Source organism: Streptomyces sp. NPDC003247 (assembly GCF_042888135.1).
GTDB lineage: Bacteria > Actinomycetota > Actinomycetes > Streptomycetales > Streptomycetaceae > Streptomyces.
Map to the genome: position 1 here is coordinate 32,761 of NZ_JBIAPF010000001.1, position 21,444 is coordinate 54,204.

Here is a 21,444-nt window from a genome sequence, read left to right on the forward strand (position 1 = left end):
CGTGCCTGGTCCGTCAGGCCAGGCCGGCCTCCTTCATCTGGCGCAGTTCCTTCTTCATCTCGGAGACCTCGTCACGAAGCCGGGCTGCGACCTCGAACTGGAGGTCGGCCGCGGCAGCCCGCATGCGCTCCGTCATCTGCTCGATCTGCTCGGCGAGCTCGGCCGCGGGGCGGTCGGTCGGGACGCTCCGCGCGGCCGAACCCTTGGCAGCCTTGGCGGACTTCGCTCCCTTGGCCGCCTTGTCGCCCAGGGCGGGCACGGGCGCCTTGGCACCGCGACCGTCCTTCTGCGCCCGGTAGCCCGAGCCGAGCAGCTGCTCGGTGTCGACCTCCTCGCGGGCGATCTGGGCCACGATGTCGTTGATCTTCTTGCGGAGGGGCTGCGGGTCGATGCCGTTCGCCTTGTTGTAGGCGATCTGCTTCTCCCGGCGGCGGTTGGTCTCCTCGATCGCCCGCTCCATGCCGGGGGTGATCTTGTCGGCGTACATGTGGACCTGGCCGGAGACGTTGCGCGCCGCGCGGCCGATCGTCTGGATCAGCGAGGTACCGGACCGCAGGAAGCCCTCCTTGTCGGCGTCGAGGATCGCCACCAGGGACACCTCGGGGAGGTCGAGACCCTCCCGCAGGAGGTTGATGCCGACCAGGACGTCGAACTCACCGGCGCGCAGCTCGCGCAGCAGCTCGATGCGGCGCAGCGTGTCGACATCGCTGTGGAGGTAGCGCACCTGGATGCCGAGTTCCAGGAAGTAGTCCGTGAGGTCCTCGGCCATCTTCTTGGTGAGGGTGGTGACCAGGACGCGCTCGTCCTTGTCGACACGTGTCCGGATCTCGTGCACCAGGTCGTCGATCTGCCCCTCGGTGGGCTTGACGACGACCTCGGGGTCGACGAGGCCGGTGGGGCGGATGATCTGCTCGACGACGCCGTCACCGCGCGACAGCTCGTACTTTCCGGGCGTCGCCGACAGGTAGACGGTCTGTCCGATGCGCTCCTGGAACTCCTCCCACTTCAGGGGTCGGTTGTCGAGGGCGGAGGGCAGGCGGAAACCGTGGTCGACGAGGGTGCGCTTGCGGGAGGCGTCGCCTTCGTACATGGCGCCGATCTGCGGGACGGTGACGTGGGACTCGTCGATGACGAGCAGGAAGTCGTCCGGGAAGTAGTCGAGCAGGGTGTTCGGCGGGGAGCCGGGCGAGCGGCCGTCGAAGTGCATCGAGTAGTTCTCCACGCCAGAGCAGGAGCCGATCTGGCGGAGCATCTCGATGTCGTAGGTGGTGCGCATGCGCAGCCGCTGGGCCTCCAGGAGCTTGCCCTGCTTCTCCAGCTCCGCCAGGCGCTCGCCCAGCTCCTTCTCGATGTCGTTGACGGCCCGCTCCAGGCGCTCGGGCCCGGCGACGTAGTGGGAGGCCGGGAAGACGTAGAGCTGCTCGTCGTCGCTGATGATCTCGCCGGTGACCGGGTGGAGCGTGGACAGGGCCTCGATCTCGTCGCCGAACATCTCGATGCGGACGGCGAGCTCCTCGTAGACCGGGAAGATCTCGATGGTGTCGCCGCGCACCCGGAAGGTGCCGCGGGTGAAGGCCATGTCGTTGCGTGTGTACTGGATGTCCACGAAGCGGCGCAGCAGCTCGTCCCGGTCGATCTCCTCGCCGACCTTGAGGGGGACCATGCGGTCCACGTACTCCTGTGGCGTACCGAGACCGTAGATGCAGGAGACCGAGGCGACCACGATGACGTCCCGCCGGGTGAGCAGCGAGTTGGTCGCGGAGTGGCGCAGTCGCTCGACCTCCTCGTTGATCGAGGAGTCCTTCTCGATGTAGGTGTCCGACTGCGGGACGTACGCCTCGGGCTGGTAGTAGTCGTAGTACGAGACGAAGTATTCGACGGCGTTGTTCGGGAGCAGCTCGCGGAACTCGTTCGCCAGCTGGGCGGCCAGCGTCTTGTTCGGCGCCATCACGAGCGTGGGGCGCTGGAGCTTCTCGATCATCCACGCGGTGGTGGCGGACTTGCCGGTGCCGGTCGCGCCCAGGAGGACGACATCCTTCTCGCCGGCCTCCACGCGCTTGGCCAGCTCGGCGATGGCCGCCGGCTGGTCGCCGCTGGGCTGGTAGGGGCTGACGACCTCGAAGGGCGCCACCGTGCGTTCGATCTGGGAAACGGGCCGCATGCCATCCACCGTACGACCCCCCACTGACAACGGGGCCCGGTCAGCGGTTCTGCGGGGTCCGGGACTCGTGCGAGGACACCTTGCGGCGGGTGCGCAGCGGGGTCCGGCGGGCGCGGGCGGGTTGGGGGATCTGGCCGTGGGCGGGGACGCCGGGCTTGTGCTCGACGGGGGTCCAGTCGGGCTTGCCCATGACCATCAGCGGGTCGAACAGGACGACGGCGCCCGCGAGGCAGAGGAAGGAGAGGGGGCCGATCAGCATCGGTGCGAGCAGGCCGGCGGGTGCGTCGCCCTGGGTCGGCGCACCGGTGGTGTGCAGATGGACGCTGACGGCGGCCATGCCCGTGTAGTGCATGCCGGAGACGGCCAGCCCCATGACGAGGCCGGCACCCACGCTCCACAGGAGGCCCCTGACCTGGCCCGCGGCCCACAGGGCGGCGGTGGCGGCGGCCATGGCTATGGCGACGGAGGCGGCGACGGTGAGTGTGTCGTACTCCAGGTTGCCGTCGAGCTGAAGGCCGGCCATGCCCAGGTAGTGCATCGAGGCGATGCCCAGACCGGTGATCGTGCCCCCGGTGAACAGGGCGGTCCCGGTGGCTCCCCGGTAGCCGACGATGAAGATCCCGACTCCGACCATGACGATGGCCACGGCCAGGCTGGCGTAGGTGATCGGCTTGTCGTAGTGGATCGGTGCGTCCGCGACCGTGAAGCCCATCATCGCGATGAAGTGCATGGTCCAGATGCCGGAGCCGATCGCCGCGGAGGCCAGGGCGAGCCATCCCGGGCGCCAGGAGTCGGCGACGAGCAGGGCTCTGGTGGTGCACCGCAGGCCGAGTGCGCCACCGAGGCAGGCCATGACGTAGGCCACCAGCGGTGTGACGATTCCGTAGCTGAATCCGTCGACCGTGCCGTACATGCGCGGTTGCCCTTCCGCCCTGTTGCTGGATGTCCCTGTGACGCGCACCCCTCCCCGGACGGCGCGAGTGGCCAGAGGTGACGCAGAGAGTATGACTGCCACCGGAATGGTCGAACGATTTTCCGGCAAAGAAACACGCCCCTGCCCCACATGTGCGGCAGAAGTGAGGGGCCCGGACTTCTCCTGTCGTTCGCGTGGCCGTCGTGCGCCGCTCCGCCGTGAAGCGTCTGCTGCGAGAGTGGAGCTGTACGTGATCGCCCGAACGCGAGGAGTGCGCATGTACGCGCGCGTAGTTGCCACCACCACGACCGCGTTGGTGGGCGTCGTCGTCCTGCTGCTGTCCGTCCACGACGCGCGGGGAACCGGCGGCCGGCCGGAGGTGATCGCCCACCGGGGGGCGTCCGCCGCGGCTCCCGAGAACACCCTGGCCGCCGTCGACGCGGCGGCCGGCCTGGGCGTCCGCTGGGTGGAGAACGACGTCCAGCGTACGAAGGACGGCGAACTCGTGGTGGTCCACGACGACAGCCTCCGCAGGACGACCGATGTCGAGGAGGTCTTCCCGGAGCGCGCTCCCTGGCAGGTGAAGGATTTCACCGCGGCCGAGATCGCGCGGCTCGACGCGGGCAGCTGGTTCGGTTCCGCGTACGCGGGCGCGCGCGTGCCGACACTGAGGGAGTTCGTCCGCCGTGTCGAGCATCACCGTCAGAGCCTGCTTCTGGAGATCAAGAATCCCCAGCTGTATCCGGGGATCGAGCGGGACACCCTCAAGGTGCTGGGCAACGAGGGGTGGCTCGACCCGCGGCACCTGGACGGCCGGCTGGTCGTGCAGAGCTTCAGCACCGGGAGCCTGCAGACCCTCCATGAGCTGAAGCCGGCGGTCACCACCGCGCTGCTGGGCCGCCCGCCGGTGGCGGACCTGCCCGACCACGCGCGGTTCGCCGACCTGATCAACCCCTCGTACACGTCCCTCTCCCAGGACTACGTGTCCGCCGTGCACGCGGTCACGGGTCCGCACGGCAAGCCGCTGCGGGTCTTCGTATGGACCGTCGACGACGCCTCCGCCGCCCGGGTCGTGGCCGGGTACGGCGTCGACGGCATCATCACCAACCGGCCCGACGTGGTGCGGCAGGCACTGCCGCACCCCTGACGTCCCCTGCCGTCCTCCGGTCCGGTGCGGCCGCCGGGGGCGTTGTCAGTGGCGGGTCGTACGGTGGGGGCATGGACAGCCATGGGCAGTACGAGCCGCAGGTCGTGTGGGCCGTCGTCGGTACCGACATCGGTCCGCTGCTGCTGGCCGCGACCCGCGAAGGCCTCGTCAACGTCGTGTTCCACGCCACCGAGGCGGTGCGCGACAAGGCACTCGGCCGCCTCGCGGCCCGGCTGGGCACCGAGCCGGCCGAGGCGCCCGGCTCCCCCTTGCTGGCCGAGGCGATACGTCAGGTCGAGGACTACTTCGCGGGTTCCCGGCGCGCCTTCCAGCTGCCCCTGGACTGGTCGCTGATCTCCGGCTTCAACCGGCAGGTCCTGCACGAGCTCGCCTCCGGCGTCCCGTACGGGGCGGTCGTCGGCTACGGCGAGCTGGCGAAGCGGGTGGGCCAGCCGAAGGCCGCGCAGGCGGTGGGGACGGCGATGGGCGCCAACCCCCTGCCGGTGGTCGTGCCCTGCCACCGGGTCGTGGAGAGCGACGGCGGGATCGGGGGCTTCGGAGGCGGTCTGGAGGCGAAGCGGAAGCTGCTCGCCCTGGAAGGCGTACTGCCGGAGCCCCTCTTCTGATCCGGGCGGAGCCGGCGGTCCGGCGAGCCGGCGGCTCCTGACGGCCGGGCGGCGGTCCGGCGGTCGGCCCGGTCTCCGACGGTCCGCTCGCTCTCCGGCGGACGGCCCGGTCGTGCGGGGAGCCGACGTGGTGCGCCCGGCAGACCGGTCGTAAGGCAGTGCAGGTGGCGAGGCGGGGCAGGTGGCGAGGCGGGGCAGGTGGCGAGGCGGGGCAGGTGGCGAGGCGGGGCACCGGGTGTGTCAGTCGTAGTGCCGCGCCTCGATGACGTTGCCGTCCGGATCGCGGAAGTAGAAGCTGCGGGTGGCGTCGCCCCGGGCGCCGAAGGAGCCGTACGAGACCTTGGACACCGGCACGGCGTGGTCGGCCAGGCGGGTACCGAGCGCGTCGAAGGCCGCTCGGGGCAGGGCGAGGCAGATGTGGTTCACGGGGTGTCCGGCGCTGTCCGCGGAACCCGGGAGCATGGTCATGCGTTCCGCCGACGTCAGGGGCATGAGATCGAGGAGCGCCTCGTCGTTGACGCGGACGGACGGGAACGGCACCTCGCCCTTCGAGAACTCGGCGACGCGCACGGGTTCCAGGCCGACGGTCCTGTCGTAGAAGTCGGCTGACGCGAGCGGGTCGCGCACCCACAGGACAACGTGGTCGAGGCGTGTCGTGTTCTCCGTCATGCCTTCAGGCTCGTGTCGTCCCCCACCGAGTGCAAGGGTTTGACCGGGTGCGCCGCCCGCCAGGAATGAGGGAAGACCGACGGACAGGAGGCGGGCACGTGGTGCTGGTGGTGTCGGAAGAGGTGCGGGAGGCGGTCGACGCGCGTCGACCCGTGGTGGCCCTGGAGTCCACGATCATCGCCCATGGGCTGCCCCGTCCGCGCAATCTGCAGGTGGCGCTGGAGCTGGAGGCGGTCGTACGCGCGGAGGGCGCCGTACCGGCGACGATCGCCGTACTGGACGGGCGGCCCCATGTCGGCCTGGACAAGGAGCAGCTGGAACGGGTCGCCAACGAGGACGGGATCCGCAAGCTGGGCCACCGCGATCTGCCGCTCGCGGTCGCCTTGGGGGCGAGCGGAGCGACCACGGTGTCGGCTACCGCGCTGCTGGCGGCGTCGGCGGGTGTACGGGTGTTCGCCACGGGCGGGCTCGGCGGGGTGCACCGGGAGTGGACGACGACCCAGGACGAGTCGGCCGACCTGGGGTTGCTGGCGCGCACGCGGATCACCGTGGTGTGTGCCGGCGTGAAGTCGATCCTCGACGTTCCGGCGACCTTGCAGCGGCTGGAGACGCTGGGCGTCGCCGTCGCCGGGTACGGCACGGACCGCTTCCCCGGATTCTACCTCCGCGACTCGGGCCATCCCGTGGACTGGACACTGCACAGCCCGCGGCAGGTGGCACAGGTGATGCGCGCTCAGGATGTGCTGGCAGGACCCGATTCGGCGCTGATCGTCGCCAACCCGGTCGCGCAGGAGGAGCAGTTGGATCCCGAGCTGCACGCGCGTGTGCTCGCCGCCGCGCTGCAGGCGTGCGAGGAGGAGGGCGTGACCGGTCAGGCGGTGACACCGTTCCTGCTCGACTACCTGGTCCGGCACACCGACGGCGCGTCCCTGAGCGCCAATCTGGCAGCGGTACGCGGCAACGTACGTCTGGCGGGGCGGATCGCCACCGCGTGGGCCGGGGCGTGACCGACGCTGCCCGCACGGTGGGCCCGGGGGTGCGGAGAGGGGCGTTGCTGGTCGTCGGGGACGTCGTGACGGACGTCGTGGCGCGGCACCGGGGGCCGCTGGCGTCGGGGACGGACACGGCAGCGATGATCCGGAGGCTGCCGGGCGGGGCGGGGGCCAATGTGGCCTGCTGGGCCGCGCATTGGGGATGCGCGGACGTACGACTGCTCGGGCGGGTGGGTGCCGACTCGGTGGACTGGCACGAACGGGAGCTGGTCGGCTGCGGAGTGCGCCCCCGGCTCGTCGTCGACCCCGAGGCGTCGACCGGCACGGTGATCTGCCTGGTCGACACGGGAGCCGCGGCCGAGCGGACGTTCCTCACCGACAGCGGCGCGGCCCTCCGGCTCGGCCCCGACGACTGGTCGGACTCCCTGCTCGACGGGGTGGACCGACTGCATCTGTCGGGTTACCTGCTGTTCTCCGCGTCCGGGCGCGCGCTGGTGCGGACGGCGACGGCCTCGGCACGCGCGCGTGGGGTGCCGGTGAGCCTCGACCCGGCGTCGGCGGGGTTCCTGACGGAGCTGGGTGCGGAACGCTTCCTCGGGCTCGTCCGAGGGGTGGACGTGCTGCTGCCCAGCCGTGACGAGGCGTGTCTGCTCACGGGGTGGCCCGACGGGGCGGACGCCGCGGCCGAACTGAGCCGTCACGTGCCGCTGGTGGTGGCCAAGCAAGGGGCTGACGGCGCACTGGTCGCCCGCGACGGCGCCGTCACCGCCCGCGTCCCCGCCGTCCCCGCGACAGCCCGGGACACCACGGGAGCCGGTGATGCCTTCACCGGCGCGTTTCTCGCCGCCCTGCTTATGGGCGCCGAGCCCGGCGACGCGGCGGCCGAGGGATGCCGGGCGGGCGCGCGTGCGGTGGAGCGGGTGGGCGGCAGACCGCCGGCGCGCGGCGGCGAACCGGGCTCGGCCACAAGCCCTCCGGCAGGGCTTCCGACAGTCCCTCCGACAAATCTCCCGGCAGGGCTTCCGACAGGGCTTTCCCCACCGCACAAGGCGGGCGGCGCGACGACGACACAGGGGGCCACGGGTGATGGCATGATCGATGACGCGGGAGCGCGGGCGGAAACCAGTCCCGCCGGCTGAGGGCGTCAACGGTGAGGCCCGTGGCGATGCCGGCCGCCTACCCCTTCCTCCCCCATGCCGAGATCATCGGCGCAGTCGCCAGATCCATGTTCCCGGCGGCGACGTTGGCCAGGTGGCGGTCGATCTCCTCGTCGGTCGCGAGGCCGGCGGCGACGAGGTCCGCGCGGACCTGACGGACCGTCGCGGATTCCAGGGCGGCGCAGGCGGGTGAGGTGACCGGGAAGCAGGCATCGGCCTCGACCCGGCGCAGTCCGGCCTCACGCAGCAGACGCGGGAGCCTGCGGCCGTAGGAGAGGTCGGCGCCCCGGTCGGCGAGAAGCTTGCGGAAGCCGTGCCGCAGCCGGTTCGCCAGTTGCTGTTCGGGACCGTGTTCGTCGGGGCAGAGCAGGGGCTGCAGGGCGGGATCCGCGTCCTCGACCAGGAGCCGTCCGCCGGGGCGCAGGGCCCTGACCATCGACTGCAGGGCCCGGTCCCGGTCCGGCACGTGAACCAGCACGAGCCGGGCGTGCACCAGGTCGAAGCCCTCCCCCGGCGGCTCGTCGACGCCCACGTCGTGGACGCGAACCTGCACCGGCTGGCGGGCGGCCGGGGCCAGCCGCGAGATGTCGATGTCGGTCGCGACGATCCTGCCGGTCGGTCCGACCTTCTTCGCCAGCCAGGACACCACGGAGGTGCCGCCCGCGCCGACCTCCCAGCAGTGCCAGCCGGGCCCGACGCCAAGTCCTTCGAGATGGCGGAACGTCGTGGGGTCGAAGAGGTCGGCGAAGGCGTCGAAGCGTTCGCCCGCCTCGGTCCGCCGGTTGTCGAGGAGGTACCCGTCGGTTCGCGTCATACGTCGATCATCCCAGTTGCCCGGGTTGTCCGAGGCGGGTGACGCGGCCGGTACGCCCTGGCCGGGAACCGTCGGCCGAAGGCGCGAAGGGTGGGCGGAGGGCGCGGAAAAGGGGCGGGGCGGGGATGGAAACCCCCGTCGCGGGCAGACCCATGTCTGGTTGTCCACAGGCGGGAACAAAGCGGAACGCCCCCTTCCCACAGGCTTTCCCGCGGTCTGCGCAGGCCTGGCAGACTGGCGCGCCAGGGCGCAGAAACGCGCCACGGGGAGACGTACGCGAGGAGATCCAGATGACCATGGCGGGAAATCTTCGGAAGGTGACCGGCCTGGGCACGGTTGGTGGCCTGCGGAAGATGGCACGGCTGGCCCGGCGGCGCACGAAGGTCGACCTGAGCCATCCCGCCCGCTCCCCGCTGGGTTCTTCGGTGGTGAACTGCGTGTCGTACCAGGACGGGGCCCGGGCCCCGGTCGGCGGCGACCTCGTCGACACCGTGGAGCGCGTCCGCAAGAGCGGCCACGGTTTCGTCTGGCTCGGTCTACACGAGCCGACGAACGAGGAGTTCGCGGGCATCGCCGACCTGTTCGACCTCCATCCGCTCGCGGCCGAGGACGCCGTCGAGGCCCACCAGCGCCCGAAGGTGGAGCGCTACGGCGAGACGCTGTTCGCGGTGTTCAAGACGGTCTGCTACGTCGATCACGAGCAGCTCACGGCGACCAGCGAGGTGGTCGACACCGGCGAGATCATGGTGTTCGTCGGCCGGGACTTCGTCATCTCGGTGCGGCACGGACGACACGGCTCGCTCGGACCGCTGCGCGAGGAGCTGGAGGCAGACCCCGCCCAGCTCGCCAAGGGGCCTTCCTCGGTGCTGCACGCGATCGCCGACCATGTCGTCGACGACTACCTCAGCGTCATCGACGCCGTGCAGGAGGACATCGACCAGGTGGAGATGGATGTCTTCGCCCAGCACGGCGCGCGGGTCGACCCGGGGCGCATCTACCAGCTCAAGCGCGAGCTCCTGGAGCTGAAACGGGCGGTGGTGCCGCTCGGCCGGCCGCTGCTGGACCTCGCCGACCGGCCGGTACGAGTGGTCGACCCGGAGATACAGGCCTACTTCCGGGACGTCTCCGACCACCTGATGCGCGCCACGGAGCAGATCGCCGCGTTCGACGAACTCCTCAACTCGATCCTCCAGGCACACCTCGCTCAGGTCACGGTCGCCCAGAACGAGGACATGCGGAAGATCACCGCATGGGCGGCGATCGTCGCCGTGCCGACGATGGTCTGCGGGGTGTACGGCATGAACTTCGACCACATGCCGGAGCTCCACTGGCGCTACGGCTACGGCATGGTCATCGCCGTGATATCCCTCGCCTGCCTGGTCCTGTACCGGGGCTTCCGGCGCAACGGCTGGCTCTGAAGCCCCCGCACGTCTCCTCCGCTCAACCGCTCCACGCCGGATGCCGGGGATCGTCGGCGCGGACGAGGACATCGGCCGTGGCCGCGGGGTCGGCCTCCTGGGCGTAGCGCTCGAAAGCGGGGAGCGTCCAGTGGTCGCCCTCCGGGGTGCGGCGGCGCAGGGCGGCCGGGGAGAGGAGGACATGGACGGTCAGGTCGAACGGGAACCAGTGACGCAGCAGGAGGGGGCCGTGCAGCAACATGACGCCACCGGGAGGGAGTTGGATGTAGGAACTGCGGGTGGCGCGATCGGTGACGGGATCACGGAGGTCGGGCAGGATCCGGCCGTCGCCTCCCGGATCGAGAGGGCCGAACACCTCACGCCACAGGGCACCGGTGTCGAACCAGCCGTCGTAGTAGGCCTCCACGTCGTGGCGTCCGTGCTCCAGACGGAGGGAGGCGGGACGCAGGAAGCCGTGGGTGTCGACGACACGGGAGGGGCGGCCACGTACGCGCAGCGCCTCGGCGACACGTTCGGCCAGGTCACCGGGGCGGGCTGCCGGGGCGCCGTCGAAGGCGACCCGCGGCCAGGGACCGCCGTCGGCCGGGGTCAGGTCACGCAGCCGGTCGGCAAGGATGTCGCCGAGCCGTTCCCAGGAGATCGCTTCGAATCGCACACGGCCCATGATGCGCCAGACACCGGCCAGGTCGCGTCGCGCCCGGGGTGCCGCAGGCCGCACACGGACACCCACGTGGCGCGGAGCCCAGCAGGGGGAATCACATCTCCATGCCGGCCCTCGCAACTCCCCTGCCTCGTCCCGGACTTCTCGTCGTCCAGCCGCTGCGGCGCAGGCACTGCGCCGGATGCCACCGCGGGCCGCTTCCGATGCTCGTCCTGGAGGACGGCACGCCACGCTGCCTCGGCTGTGCCGATCTCGGGCACCTGGTGTTCCTCCCGCGCGGCAACACGGCGCTGACCCGACGATCACGTGAGGAGAGCACACTGTCGGCCGTCGTGGTCCGGTTCAACCGGCGCCAGGGGCGCTACGAGCGGCAGGGGGTCCTCGTCGAAGAGGCGGGCCTGGCCCGGGCCGAGGCACGGTGCCTGGCCGACGCCGAGGCCAGGCGGCGGCGCCGAGCACGGGATGCGCGGCGGCGGGCGGCCCAGGACGCGCGGTTCGCGGACGCGTTCGCGGCGGAGATCCGACGGCTGTTTCCCGGCTGCCCCGCGGACCGGGCCGAGGCGATCGCCGCACACGCGTCGGTGCGGGGCAGCGGCCGGGTGGGGCGCAGCGCCGCCGGGCGGGCGTTGTCCGAGGGCGCGGTCGTCTCCGCGGTCGTGGCGTCCGTACGGCACCTGGACACGCCGTACGACCGACTGCTGATGAGCGGGGTGCCACGGCGTGAGGCGCGGCTGCGGATCACGGCTGGGGTGGAGGTGGTGCTGCGGGGGTGGGGGTGGGGAGGGGGAGGGGGAGGGGGAGGGGGGAGGGGGTCCCCCTTCCCCAGCGTGAGGTGCACACCCCGGCCCCCCAGCCATGACGTGCGCTGCGCCGGCGCACGCCGCGGCGACGCGACCGTTCATGACGCACCGTTGCCGTACGATGACAGGCGGTGACAAGCTGCGGCAGACAGTAGCGAGCGCTGTCGGACGGTTTCCGGCGGTATCACGAGACGCCGGTGGTCCGTCGCGCCGTTCGGGCGGTCGGGCCGGTCGCAGCCTGTGGGAGAGGGCTCCCGGAACCCTGCGTGCCTGGCCGGTGGGACGTATCGTGGCCGAAAGAGTGCCGCCCGATGACGCACGGCTCGCCACTCGCGCACGCAAGGAACACGGCCATGGCCGATCCCAAGGGATTCATGAGGACGCCTCGCCAGGACTGGCCTCGGCGGCCGGTCGAGGAACGGGTGCGGGACTGGGACGAGGTGTACGTCCCCGGAGCGCTGCTCCCCATCATCAGCAAGCAGGCGGATCGCTGCATGGACTGCGGCGTCCCGTTCTGCCACTACGCCTGTCCGCTCGGCAATCTCATCCCCGAGTGGAACGACCTGGTGTCACGGGAGGACTGGCGGACGGCGAGTGATCGGCTGCACGCGACGAACAACTTTCCCGAGTTCACCGGCCGGCTGTGTCCGGCGCCCTGCGAGGCGGGGTGCGTGCTCGCCATCAACCAGCCGGCCGTCACCATCAAGAACGTCGAGGCCGCCATCGCGGACCGGGCCTGGGAGGAGGGCTTCAGCCCGCCGCGGCCGCCGGAGCGGCTCTCCGGGCGGACGGTCGCGGTGATCGGCTCGGGGCCCACCGGTCTGGCGGCGGCGCAGCAGCTGACCCGGGCCGGTCACACGGTCGCCGTGTACGAGAAGGACGACCGGATCGGCGGGCTGATGCGGTACGGCATCCCCGAGTTCAAGATGGAGAAGCACCATCTGGACCGGCGTATCGAGCAGATGCGTGCCGAGGGGACGAAGTTCCGTACGTCGACGCAGGTGGGGCGGGATGTCGTGGCCGCCGATCTGCGGGCTCGCTACGACGCCGTGGTGATCGCCACCGGGGCGACCGCGTGGCGGGAACTGCATGTACCCGGTAGGGAGTTGACCGGGATCCATCAGGCGATGGAGTACCTGCCGCTGGCCAATCGGGTGTGCGAGGGGGATCTGGAGGCGTCGCCGATGTCCGCGTCCGGCAAGCACGTCGTAATCGTGGGCGGCGGCGACACCGGGGCGGACTGTCTGGGGACGGCCGTGCGGGAGGGTGCCGCGTCCGTGACCCAGCTGGACATCTACGCCCAGCCGGGCGCGGAGCGCGACGAGGACACGGAGCCCTGGCCGACGTACCCGAAGATCTACCGGCTGTCCGCCGCGCACGAGGAGGCACGCGACCTGGAGACGGCGCCGGCGGCCGACGCGGACGCGCGGTTGTTCGCGGCGTCCACGCTCCGTTTCACGGGCGACGGGAGCGGGCACGTCCGCTCGCTGCACCTCGTCGAGGTGGACGCCGCGCGGCGTCCGGTGGAGGGCACCGGGCGGGCGCTCCCCGCCGACCTCGTGCTGCTCGCCCTCGGTTTCTCCGGGCCGGACCGTGAGGACGGGCTCGTCGAGCAGCTGGGGCTGGAGCTGGAGCCGCGCGGCACGATCGCGCGGGACATGGACTTCGCGACGAACGTGCCCGGCGTGTTCGCCGCGGGGGACGCGGCGCGCGGGCAGTCGCTGATCGTGTGGGCGATCGCGGAGGGACGGGCGGTCGCGGAGGCCGTCGACCGCCATCTGACGGGAAGTTCCCGGTTGCCGGCGCCGATCGGGCCGTACGACCGGCCCATGACGGCGTAGGAGCGCCAGCGGGAGGGGGAAGGTGACCGCTTCCAGGGCTTGCGTCCGGGGGTCGGGCGCGGGCTCACGGCTCACGGCTCACGGCTCACGGCTCACGGCTCACGGCTCACGGCTCACGGCTCACGGCTCACGGCTCACGGCTCACGGCTCACGGCTGAGGCTCGCTTCTCAGCGGCGCTCGTCCGTACCCGCCACCTTGCCCGTCGCCAGGGCCACCCGGTTCCAGGGCCGGATCCGGCGGGCGCCGGGCCGCGCTGATCCGGGCGTTGCGGGAGGCCGTGCGCGGCGGGCGGCTCGCTCCGGGCACCCGGCTGCCGCCGTACCGTTCGCTCGCCGCCGACCTGGGGGTCACGCGCAACCCGGTGGCCGACGCGTACGCGGAGTTGGTGGCCGAGGGCTGGCTGACGGCCCGCCAGGGTTCCGGTACGCGGGTCGCCGACCGGGCGGAGCCCCTGCGGCGGTCCGCGCGCGTGGCCGGGGGTGTGGCCGAGCGCTTGGCCGGCCGGACGCGTCCCGGCGGGCCTGACCCGCTGCACGACCTGCGGCAGGGCACTCCGGACGTATCGTCGTTCCCCCGCACGGCCTGGCTGACGTCCTACCGGCGGGCGCTCCAGCAGGAGCCCGGCGAGGTGTTCGGGCCCGGCGCCCCGGCCGGGCGCCGCGAACTGCGGGAGGCCCTCACCGAGTACCTCGCCCGCGCGCGTGGTGTGCGCACCGATCCCGAGCGCATCGTGATCTGTTCCGGTTTCGCGCACGCGCTGCGCCTGCTGTTCGGACAGGGTGGGAGCACGGGCGCGGGCTCGGGTGGAGGCGCGCGTGGAGGCGCGCGTGGAGAGAACGACGGCGGGCGCGCGCGGGGTGGCGGGGTGTTGCGGGGTCCGCTCGCCGTGGAGGCGTACGGGCTCGGCTTCCACCGGGAGCTGTTGGCGGCGGCGGGCGTACGGACGGTGCCGGTCCCCTTGGACGAGGCGGGGGCGCGTGTCGATCTGCTGGGGCGCGAGCGGGGCGCGCTGCTCACTCCGGCGCACCAGTTCCCGACCGGTGGTCCGTTGCACGCGTCGCGCCGGGCGGCCGTGATCGACTGGGCACGCGCGCGTGGCGCGGTCGTGGTGGAGGACGACTACGACGGTGAGTTCCGTTACGACCGCAAGCCCGTCGGCGGCCGTCCAGGGCCTCGACCCCGAGCGGGTGATCCATGTCGGTTCGGTCAGCAAGAGTCTGTCACCCGCCCTGCGACTGGGCTGGATGGTGCTGCCGGAGCGGTACGTCGACGGCGTCCTCGCGGCCAAGGGCGAGCGGGAGGCCTGGGCGAGCGTCCTGGACCAGCTGAGCCTGGCCGACTTCATCGTCTCGGGGGCGTACGACCGCCATGTGCGGCGTATGCGGCAGCGCTACCGTCGACGGCGCGACCGGCTGGTCGAGGCGCTCGCCGGGCACGCGCCGCATGTCGAGGTGACCGGCGTGGCGGCCGGGTTGCACGCGGTGCTGCGGCTGCCGCCGGGCACCGAGCGCTCCACGGTCGAGGCGACCGCCCGGCGGGGCGTCGCCCTGGACGGTCTCGCCGCCTTCCGCCACCCGCGGGCGGCCATGGAGGCCGGTGACGGACTCGTGGTCGGCTACGCGACGCCGTCGGAACACGCGTACGCAGCGGCGCTGGACGCCTTGTGCGCGGTGCTGGCACCGGGCGGACCGCGGAGCCCTGGCACCGGAACCGCCGCCGACCCCGTCGGCTCCGCCACCCATCCCGCCGGCTCCGCCACCAACCCCGCCAACCCCACCAGCCACACCACCGGAAAAACCACCGAGTGAACCCTCTTCGCCCACTCCTCGTCGGCGACGACAACGGCAGCGGCGGCGGTCCGACGCACCCATGCGCGCGGGCCGCCGCCGATCACCCGGATCACTGCCGATCGCCCGGACCGCCGTCGAGCGTCCCAATCAGCCGCCCCGGCCGGGCAGCCCGCCCCCGCCGGATCGGCCAGCTCAGCCAGCTCAGGCGGATCAGCAGGACCAGCAGGACCAGCAGAATCAGCAGGATCTCAGGCCTTCCGCCCGACCGCCCCGTACCCCGGGATCACCCCGTCCTCCTGGCCCGGCACCGGATCGCCCAGTTCGGAGTGCCAGTCGGGGACGACCGTGACGCCGGGTTCGACCAGGTCGAGGCCGTCGAAGAAGTGGCTGAACTCCTCGTGTGAGCGCAGGGCGAGGGTGACTCCGGCCGCCTTCAGCTTCGCCGTGGCCGCCGCCGACTCCTCCGGGGTGAAGTCGGCGGTGGCGTGGGTCATCATCAGGTAGCTGCCGGAGGGGAGTTCGGCGAGCAGCCGGTTCACCAGCTCGTGCGCGCCGTCCTCGTCGGAGATGAAGTGCAGGAGGGCGACCATGGACAGGGCGACCGGCTGGTCGAAGTCCAGGATCTTCCTGGCTCCTTCGATGATGGTGGCCGGGTCGCGGACGTCCGCCTGCAGGTACTCCGTGACGCCCTCGGGCGTGCTGCGCAGCAGGGCGGCCGCGTGGGCCAGCACGATCGGGTCGTTGTCGCAGTAGACCACGCGGGCGTCGGGCGCCGCCTGCTGGGCGACCTGGTGGAGGTTGGGCTCGGTCGGGATGCCCGTTCCGACGTCCAGGAACTGCCGGATGCCGTTCTTGGTGAGCCAGCGGGTGGCCCGGTGCATGAAGGCGCGGTTGACCCTCGCCATGACCGGGACGCGGGGGTCGAGGGCCAGCATCTGCCGTCCCATCGCCTCGTCCACCGGGTAGTTGTCCTTGCCGCCCAGGTACCAGTCGTACATGCGGGCGGGATGGGGCTTGCTGGTGTCGATCTCGACGGGGGTGGCGGGTTCCTGCCCGGTCATGAGGCACTCCGTAAGGCGCAAGAGGTAGTCAAGAAGATAGTCAATTCAGTACCACTACAAGGAAGTTCAGGTGCAGGGTGTTTCTCGTCCGGGAACGGGTTCCGGATCGACATCAGGGACGGCACCGGAGACGAGTCAGGGGATTGCACCGGGATGACTGAGGGGGATGAGCGGGGGACGGCTGAGGGGATGACTCAGGGAACGGCTCAGGGGACGACTCAGGGAACGGCAACGCGTCAGGACAGCAGGAAGTCCGCCTCCCCCGCCTTCGCGCCCTCGATGAAGGCCGTCATCTCGTCGGTGGTGTAGATCAGCGCCGGGCCGTCCGGGTCGGTGGACTGGCGGACGGCGATCCGGCCGTCGGCGAGCTTCATCGCCTCCAGGCAGTTCCCGCCGTTGCCGCCGCTCCACGGCTTGTGCCAGCCCTCGCTGCCCAAGTCCCGCGCGGGCATGCCGTTGTAGACCCGTTTGCGCGGCTTGATGCGGTCCATTTACAGCTCCTTGCGGAGATCCCGCAGGATCTCCTTCGTGCGATGTGCCGTAGCGGCCTGCGCCGCCATGCGGTCCATGACCTCGAGGTGGGTCGCCACCTCGGTGCGCGCGTCGAGGTAGACGGCGCCGGTCAGGTACTCGCTGTAGACCATGTCCGGGAGTTCCGGCATGGCGAATCGGAACAGCACGAAGGGCCCGTACGTGCCGGGATGCGGCCCCGCGGAGAAGGGGGCGATCTGCAGCGTCACGTGGGGCATCTTCGTGGCCTCGAGCAGTTTGTCGATCTGCGCGCGCATCACCTCCGGGCCGCCGGCCGGGCGGCGCAGCACCGTTTCGTCCATCACGACCCAGATGCGGGGCGCGTCCTGACGGGTGAGCAGTTCCTGACGTCGCATGCGCAGGTCGACGAGGCGGTCGATGTCCTCCGGCCGGGTCTGGCCGATGGCGCCGGACGTCAGGACGCCGCGTGCGTAGTCCTCGGTCTGCAGCAGTCCGGGGACGAAGTGGGGCTCGTACTGGCGGATCAGGGCGGCCGCGCCCTCGAGGCTGACGTGCATCGAGAACCAGCCGGGCAGGACGTCGTGGAAGCGCTGCCACCAGCCGGGCCTGTTGGCTTCCTCGGCGAGCAGGACGAAGCCCTCGGCCTCCTCGTCGCCCACCCCGTAGGCCTTGAGCAGCAGTTGGAGGTACGGGATCTTGAGCGAGACCTCGGCCATCTCCATACGGCGGACCGTGGCGGGCGCGACGCGCAGGATGCGGGCGGCTTCCTCCCGCTTGAGCCCGGCGCGTTCCCGCAGGTCCAGCAGGCGCCGGCCGAGGACGACCTGTCCCACTGTCGGCGCGGACCGCGGTTCGCTCACGCCCCACCTCCACGATGAGCCCCGCCGGGCGGTCCGTCGGGGACGGCCGGCCGGTCACGAAAAGAATCCTGACAGCCCTGCGGCGCCATTCGAAGACCGAATCGAAGATCTGTACGAGTTAGGTACGGATCTCCGGTGATCCCAACTGGCGCCGCTCAACATGCTGTTGCGAGCAGTGTGCCATGGCGTTCCACTGCGTCACACAGCACTCTGCATTTTTCAGAGTGACACTTGCCAAGTGTCCACGGCGGGGCGATAGTGGCAAGCGTGATTCCGTCCGCGCCCTTAGGAACAGACGCCGCCGCAGGCCGCCCGGCAGGTCTCCGTGCCGCCGCGGGAGCAGGCCCTGAACAGGCCGTTCCCGAGCGCCGGTTCCGATTCGAACTGGCCGCTCACCCGGGCTCTCCCGCACAGGCAAGACGTCTGACGCGGACCCGGCTGACCGGCTGGTCGGTGTGCGAGGACACCTGCGACACGGCTGATCTGGTCATATCCGAGCTGGTCACGAACGCCATCGTGCACACCGCGAGCGGCACCGTGGTCTGCGAGCTGCACGACACCGGTGACCTCGTCCGCATAGCCGTGCGGGACCAGGGCTGCGCACCGGGCGAACCGCATCCCTCGCCGCAGCGCCCCGAGGAGGAGCACGGGCGGGGGCTGTTCCTCGTCGACGCGCTGTGTCAGGCGTGGGGCGCCCAGGAGCACGGCCCCGGGCTGCTGGTCTGGGCCGACCTGGCCCGCGGCGCCGAGGTCTCCCCCGTGCCAGCCGAACCCCACGACGACATCGCCGCACCCTTGCCGCACAACGCCGGGTCCTCTACGTCTCCCGGGCTCATACCCCCGCAGCACGACGCCGGATCCAAGCCCTCCGGACTCGTACCCCCGCCGCACGGGACCGCATCCGTACGCCACGCGGCCGGGGCCACGCCCCGCGGCGGCCTCACCGCCCCCCGGAACGACCTGGGCTGGGGCTCCCGGCCGAAACCGGTGCCCTCCGACGGTACGGGTGACGAGGACGACCACTCCGAACACACCGCCGACCACACCGAGCACGCCCAGCACGCCCAACGCACCGAGCACGCCCAGCACGCCCAACGCACCGGACAGGACCACCGGGACGCCGGCGCGGAGGAACGGACACCCGCCCCCGCATGGCGCGCGCACCACTCCCCCGTGGCGGATGGCCCCCTCCGGCGCGTAGGCCCCCAGCGGCGCCCGAGCCTTCTCCCGCACCCGAGCCCGCTCCCCCGCTCGGGAACGGGAACCGGAGGACGGGACCTGGACCGGGACCCCGCGTGAGCGCCGTACCCGGCCGGCCTCCGGTCCTCGGCCTCGACACCCTCGTACGCCTGCGGCGCGGCCCCGGCACCGGCCCCGCCACGGCACCCCGCCGGCTCGCCGTGCCCGACGGCATGACGGCCCCGCTGGGCTGCGACGCCGTCGCCGTCCCGGCCGGCCTCGGCCCCCAGATCCAGCCGCGCCTGCCCCGCGTGGGCTGCGTCTACGCCGACGAGACGCACTGGTGGTGGCTCGTTCCGTCCGACTCCGACTACGCCCTGGAGTGGCCCGCCCCCGCGCACTACGCCACGGGCGCGCTCGTCCCGGACTCCCCGCGCGCCCCCGACCTCATCCACCGGCCGGACGGCACCCTCCCGTACACGCCGCCGCTCCCCCTCTACCTGACCCTGTGCCGCCTCACGGGCACGGCGCCGACGTGGTCGAGGCCGGTCAGCGCCTAGGTGTGCTGTCCCGGAACGCTGGTGACACGTGTGCCGGGTGCTTGAACGGACTCCGCCCGCCCGCGAGGCATCCGCCCGGCGCTCCCGGCCCTCGCCCCACCCCGGCGCACGCCCGCGCGTAGTCCCTGCTGCGTCCTGCGCTCTGCCCTCCCGCGGCGCCTGCCGCGATAGTGGCCACTTGTCGGCGATCGGGGGAGGTCCTCACGGTGCGGAAGGTGCCGAAGCAGCAGCGTCCTGACGAGCGCGAGGTGTCGGAGTCGGAGCGGCTGCTCTTCGGGGGCCCGCTCCGCTACGACATGGGCTGGAACCAGCACCGGGACGCCTTCCTGGAACTGAGCTTCCGCGCCATGCTGACCCGGCTGCCGTCCCTGCTCGCCGTCAGTCTGCGCCTGGCCCGCCAGGCCGACCCGCGGGCGGCGCGGATCGTGCTGGCCGCCGAGATGGGCCGTGGCGCGGCGCAGGCGGTGAGCCTGCTCGCCGTGAACACCGTGCTGGCCCGGTTGATCCAGAGCGGCCCGATCGAGGACCGGCTGCGCGGCGCCGTGCCCGCGCTGACCGCCATGGCCGTGGTCCTCTTCGTGGGGGCCGTGCTGCGGGCCGCGTCCACGTACGCCACCGGGCGTCTGGAGCCCAAGGTGGAGCGGGTGGCGACCGAGCTGTACCTGGAGCGGGCCGCGTCGGTGGAACTGGCCGCGATCGAGGACCACGCCTTCCACAAGCTGCTGGACACCGCGCAGTACGGCGCCCAGTCCGCCCGCCGGATGATCATGTACGGCACGCGCGTGGTGAACGCGGTGATCTCGCTGGCCGCGGCGGCCGGCGTGCTGACGGTGCTGCACCCGCTCCTGCTGCCGCTGCTGGTGACGATGACGCTGCCCAGCGCGTGGAGCGCCCTGACGAACGCCCGGCGCCGGTACGAGTCGTTCCACACCTGGGTGCAGCACGCGCGCGCGGGTCATCTCATCGCGAGCCTGCTGACCGAACCGGAGGCGGCACCGGAGATCCGGGTGCACGGTGTCGGCCCGTTCCTGCTGCGCCACTTCCGTTCGATGTCGGAGACCGCGGAGGCGGAGCAGGCACGGCTGGCACGGCTCGCCGCCCGCACCGGCCTGTTCGCGGCGGCCTGGACGGGGCTGGCGACGGTGGCGACGTACGCCACGCTCGGCGGGCTGCTGATCAGCGGGACGATGGCGCTGGCGGTGGCGGGGACGGCCGTGATCGCGATCCGCAGCGGCTCGACGAGCCTGAACACGCTCGTCCTGGAGGTCAACCAGCTCCACGAGGAGGCCCTGTTCGTGGGCGACCTGCAACGCCTCTACGTCGAGGCGGCCGAACGGGCGATCCCGGAGGGCGGCGACGCGCTGCCGGCGGACCCCCGGCAGATCCGCTTCGAGAACGTCACCTTCGGCTACCCCGGTGAGTCCGCCCGGCCCGCCCTCGACGACGTCTCGCTCACCCTCCCCCTCGGGCGGATCATCGCGCTCGTCGGCGAGAACGGCTCCGGCAAGACCACCCTGGTCAAGCTGCTGGCGGGGCTCTACCGGCCGGACCGGGGGCGGATCCTGTGGGACGACGTCGACGCGGCGGACGCCGACCGGCGCCAGTTGGCCGAGCGGATCGCGATGGTGGCACAGGACTTCAAACGGTGGCCGTTCACGGCCAAGGTCAACGTCGCCGTCGGCCGCTCGTCCGTGCCGCTGACCGAGGAGCGGCTGGCCGACGCGATCGGCGAGGCGGGCGCCGGGGAGGTGGTCGCGGACCTGCCGCGCGGCCTGGACACCCTGCTGGCCCGCCACTTCAGCGGCGGACACGAGCTGTCGGGCGGGCAGTGGCAGCGGCTGGGCATCGCCCGGGCCGCGTACCGGCGCGGGCGCATCCTCATCGTCGACGAGCCGACGGCGGCCCTGGACGCCAGGGCCGAACTGGAGGTCTTCGAGAAGATCCGCGCGCTGGCCGACGGCGGCCAGACGGTCGTACTGATCACGCACCGGCTGGCGTCGGTCCGTCACGCCGACCTGGTGCACGTGCTGGACCAGGGGCGGCTGGTGGAGTCCGGCACGCCGGACGAGCTGCTGGCCGGGGGCGGCGTCTACGCGGAGCTGTACGCGCTCCAGGCGGAGCAGTTCGCCCCGCAGCCTCCTCGACAAGCACCTCAACAAACACCTCAGCAGGCCCCTCAGCAGGCCCCTCAGCAGGCGCCTCAACAGACACCACAGCAAGCGCCTCAGCAGACACCTCCGAAGACGCCTCCCCAGGCGCCCCAGCAGGTCCCCGCCTCCTCGAAGGCGAGCTGAACCGTACC

The 21,444-nt window shown here is 71.9% G+C and carries 15 protein-coding genes and 4 pseudogenes; 11 read left to right on the forward strand and 8 right to left on the reverse strand.

Going from position 1 to position 21,444, the window contains the following annotated elements; genetic code table 11:
• Positions 1-13: 13 nt before the first annotated feature.
• On the reverse strand, positions 14-2,161 hold the full coding sequence (gene uvrB, locus ACFYWQ_RS00145; RefSeq protein ID WP_389511482.1) for an excinuclease ABC subunit UvrB: 2,148 nt from the start codon (positions 2,159-2,161) through the stop codon (positions 14-16).
• A 40-nt stretch (positions 2,162-2,201) separates the two neighbouring features.
• Positions 2,202-3,074 (reverse strand): MHYT domain-containing protein, encoded by an 873-nt coding sequence (locus ACFYWQ_RS00150; protein WP_389511483.1) that lies wholly within the window; start codon positions 3,072-3,074, stop codon positions 2,202-2,204.
• Positions 3,075-3,351: 277 nt separating this feature from the next.
• Here ACFYWQ_RS00150 and ACFYWQ_RS00155 point away from each other — a divergent pair, with 277 nt between their 5' ends.
• Positions 3,352-4,221, forward strand: coding sequence for a glycerophosphodiester phosphodiesterase (locus ACFYWQ_RS00155; RefSeq protein ID WP_389511484.1), 870 nt, complete (start codon positions 3,352-3,354; stop codon positions 4,219-4,221).
• Between the two features lie 71 nt (positions 4,222-4,292).
• The gene (locus ACFYWQ_RS00160) at positions 4,293-4,847 is read left to right on the forward strand and encodes a methylated-DNA--[protein]-cysteine S-methyltransferase (protein WP_389511485.1); all 555 of its coding nucleotides are present in this window, start codon (positions 4,293-4,295) and stop codon (positions 4,845-4,847) included.
• A 240-nt stretch (positions 4,848-5,087) separates the two neighbouring features.
• Here the strand turns inward: ACFYWQ_RS00160 and ACFYWQ_RS00165 are convergent, their stop codons facing one another.
• Positions 5,088-5,516 carry a VOC family protein gene (locus ACFYWQ_RS00165; protein WP_389511486.1) on the reverse strand — a complete coding sequence of 143 codons (429 nt, stop codon included), beginning with the start codon at positions 5,514-5,516 and terminating at the stop codon, positions 5,088-5,090.
• A 98-nt stretch (positions 5,517-5,614) separates the two neighbouring features.
• Between ACFYWQ_RS00165 and ACFYWQ_RS00170 the strand changes: the two genes are divergently transcribed.
• Entirely contained in the window at positions 5,615-6,523 is a 909-nt protein-coding gene (locus ACFYWQ_RS00170; RefSeq protein ID WP_389511487.1) for a pseudouridine-5'-phosphate glycosidase, read from the forward strand.
• A gap of 17 nt (positions 6,524-6,540) precedes the next feature.
• Positions 6,541-7,455, forward strand: a pseudogene (locus ACFYWQ_RS00175) (carbohydrate kinase family protein); the annotation flags it as partial.
• A gap of 229 nt (positions 7,456-7,684) precedes the next feature.
• On the opposite strand, the gene ACFYWQ_RS00180 reads toward ACFYWQ_RS00175, so the two are convergent.
• Complete coding sequence (locus tag ACFYWQ_RS00180) at positions 7,685-8,479, reverse strand: methyltransferase (RefSeq protein ID WP_389511488.1); 795 nt, start codon at positions 8,477-8,479, stop codon at positions 7,685-7,687.
• 290 nt (positions 8,480-8,769) lie between these two features.
• Here ACFYWQ_RS00180 and ACFYWQ_RS00185 point away from each other — a divergent pair, with 290 nt between their 5' ends.
• Positions 8,770-9,897, forward strand: a complete 1,128-nt coding sequence (locus ACFYWQ_RS00185) for a magnesium and cobalt transport protein CorA (RefSeq protein WP_389511489.1) — start codon at positions 8,770-8,772, stop codon at positions 9,895-9,897.
• 22 nt (positions 9,898-9,919) lie between these two features.
• Here ACFYWQ_RS00185 and ACFYWQ_RS00190 read toward each other — a convergent pair whose 3' ends face one another.
• Positions 9,920-10,561, reverse strand: a complete 642-nt coding sequence (locus tag ACFYWQ_RS00190) for a uridine kinase (RefSeq protein WP_389511490.1) — start codon at positions 10,559-10,561, stop codon at positions 9,920-9,922.
• Between the two features lie 101 nt (positions 10,562-10,662).
• Between ACFYWQ_RS00190 and ACFYWQ_RS00195 the strand changes: the two are divergent.
• The 3 genes and pseudogenes from ACFYWQ_RS00195 to ACFYWQ_RS00205 form a co-directional block, all read left to right on the forward strand.
• A pseudogene (locus ACFYWQ_RS00195) lies at positions 10,663-11,343 on the forward strand (DUF2293 domain-containing protein); the annotation flags it as partial.
• A 368-nt stretch (positions 11,344-11,711) separates the two neighbouring features.
• Positions 11,712-13,199, forward strand: a complete 1,488-nt coding sequence (locus ACFYWQ_RS00200; RefSeq protein ID WP_389511491.1) for a glutamate synthase subunit beta — start codon at positions 11,712-11,714, stop codon at positions 13,197-13,199.
• Between the two features lie 227 nt (positions 13,200-13,426).
• Positions 13,427-15,008: pseudogene (locus ACFYWQ_RS00205) on the forward strand (PLP-dependent aminotransferase family protein); the annotation flags it as partial.
• A gap of 230 nt (positions 15,009-15,238) precedes the next feature.
• Here ACFYWQ_RS00205 and ACFYWQ_RS00210 read toward each other — a convergent pair.
• The 3 genes from ACFYWQ_RS00210 to ACFYWQ_RS00220 all read right to left on the reverse strand — a co-directional run bounded on the left by ACFYWQ_RS00210 (position 15,239) and on the right by ACFYWQ_RS00220 (position 17,403).
• Positions 15,239-16,051, reverse strand: a complete 813-nt coding sequence (locus ACFYWQ_RS00210; protein WP_389511492.1) for an SAM-dependent methyltransferase — start codon at positions 16,049-16,051, stop codon at positions 15,239-15,241.
• A gap of 236 nt (positions 16,052-16,287) precedes the next feature.
• Positions 16,288-16,542, reverse strand: a complete 255-nt coding sequence (locus tag ACFYWQ_RS00215; protein ID WP_057580268.1) for a DUF397 domain-containing protein — start codon at positions 16,540-16,542, stop codon at positions 16,288-16,290.
• Positions 16,543-17,403: a helix-turn-helix transcriptional regulator gene (locus ACFYWQ_RS00220; protein ID WP_389511493.1), complete on the reverse strand. Its 861-nt coding sequence runs from the start codon at positions 17,401-17,403 to the stop codon at positions 16,543-16,545.
• 258 nt (positions 17,404-17,661) lie between these two features.
• On the opposite strand from ACFYWQ_RS00220, the pseudogene ACFYWQ_RS00225 reads away from it, so the two are divergent.
• From ACFYWQ_RS00225 to ACFYWQ_RS00235, 3 genes and pseudogenes are all read left to right on the forward strand, one after another.
• A pseudogene (locus tag ACFYWQ_RS00225) lies at positions 17,662-18,180 on the forward strand (ATP-binding protein); the annotation flags it as partial.
• A 518-nt stretch (positions 18,181-18,698) separates the two neighbouring features.
• Positions 18,699-19,142, forward strand: coding sequence for a hypothetical protein (locus ACFYWQ_RS00230; RefSeq protein WP_389511494.1), 444 nt, complete (start codon positions 18,699-18,701; stop codon positions 19,140-19,142).
• A gap of 296 nt (positions 19,143-19,438) precedes the next feature.
• Entirely contained in the window at positions 19,439-21,436 is a 1,998-nt protein-coding gene (locus ACFYWQ_RS00235; protein WP_389512832.1) for an ABC transporter ATP-binding protein, read from the forward strand.
• The last annotated feature ends 8 nt before the right edge of the window (positions 21,437-21,444 follow it).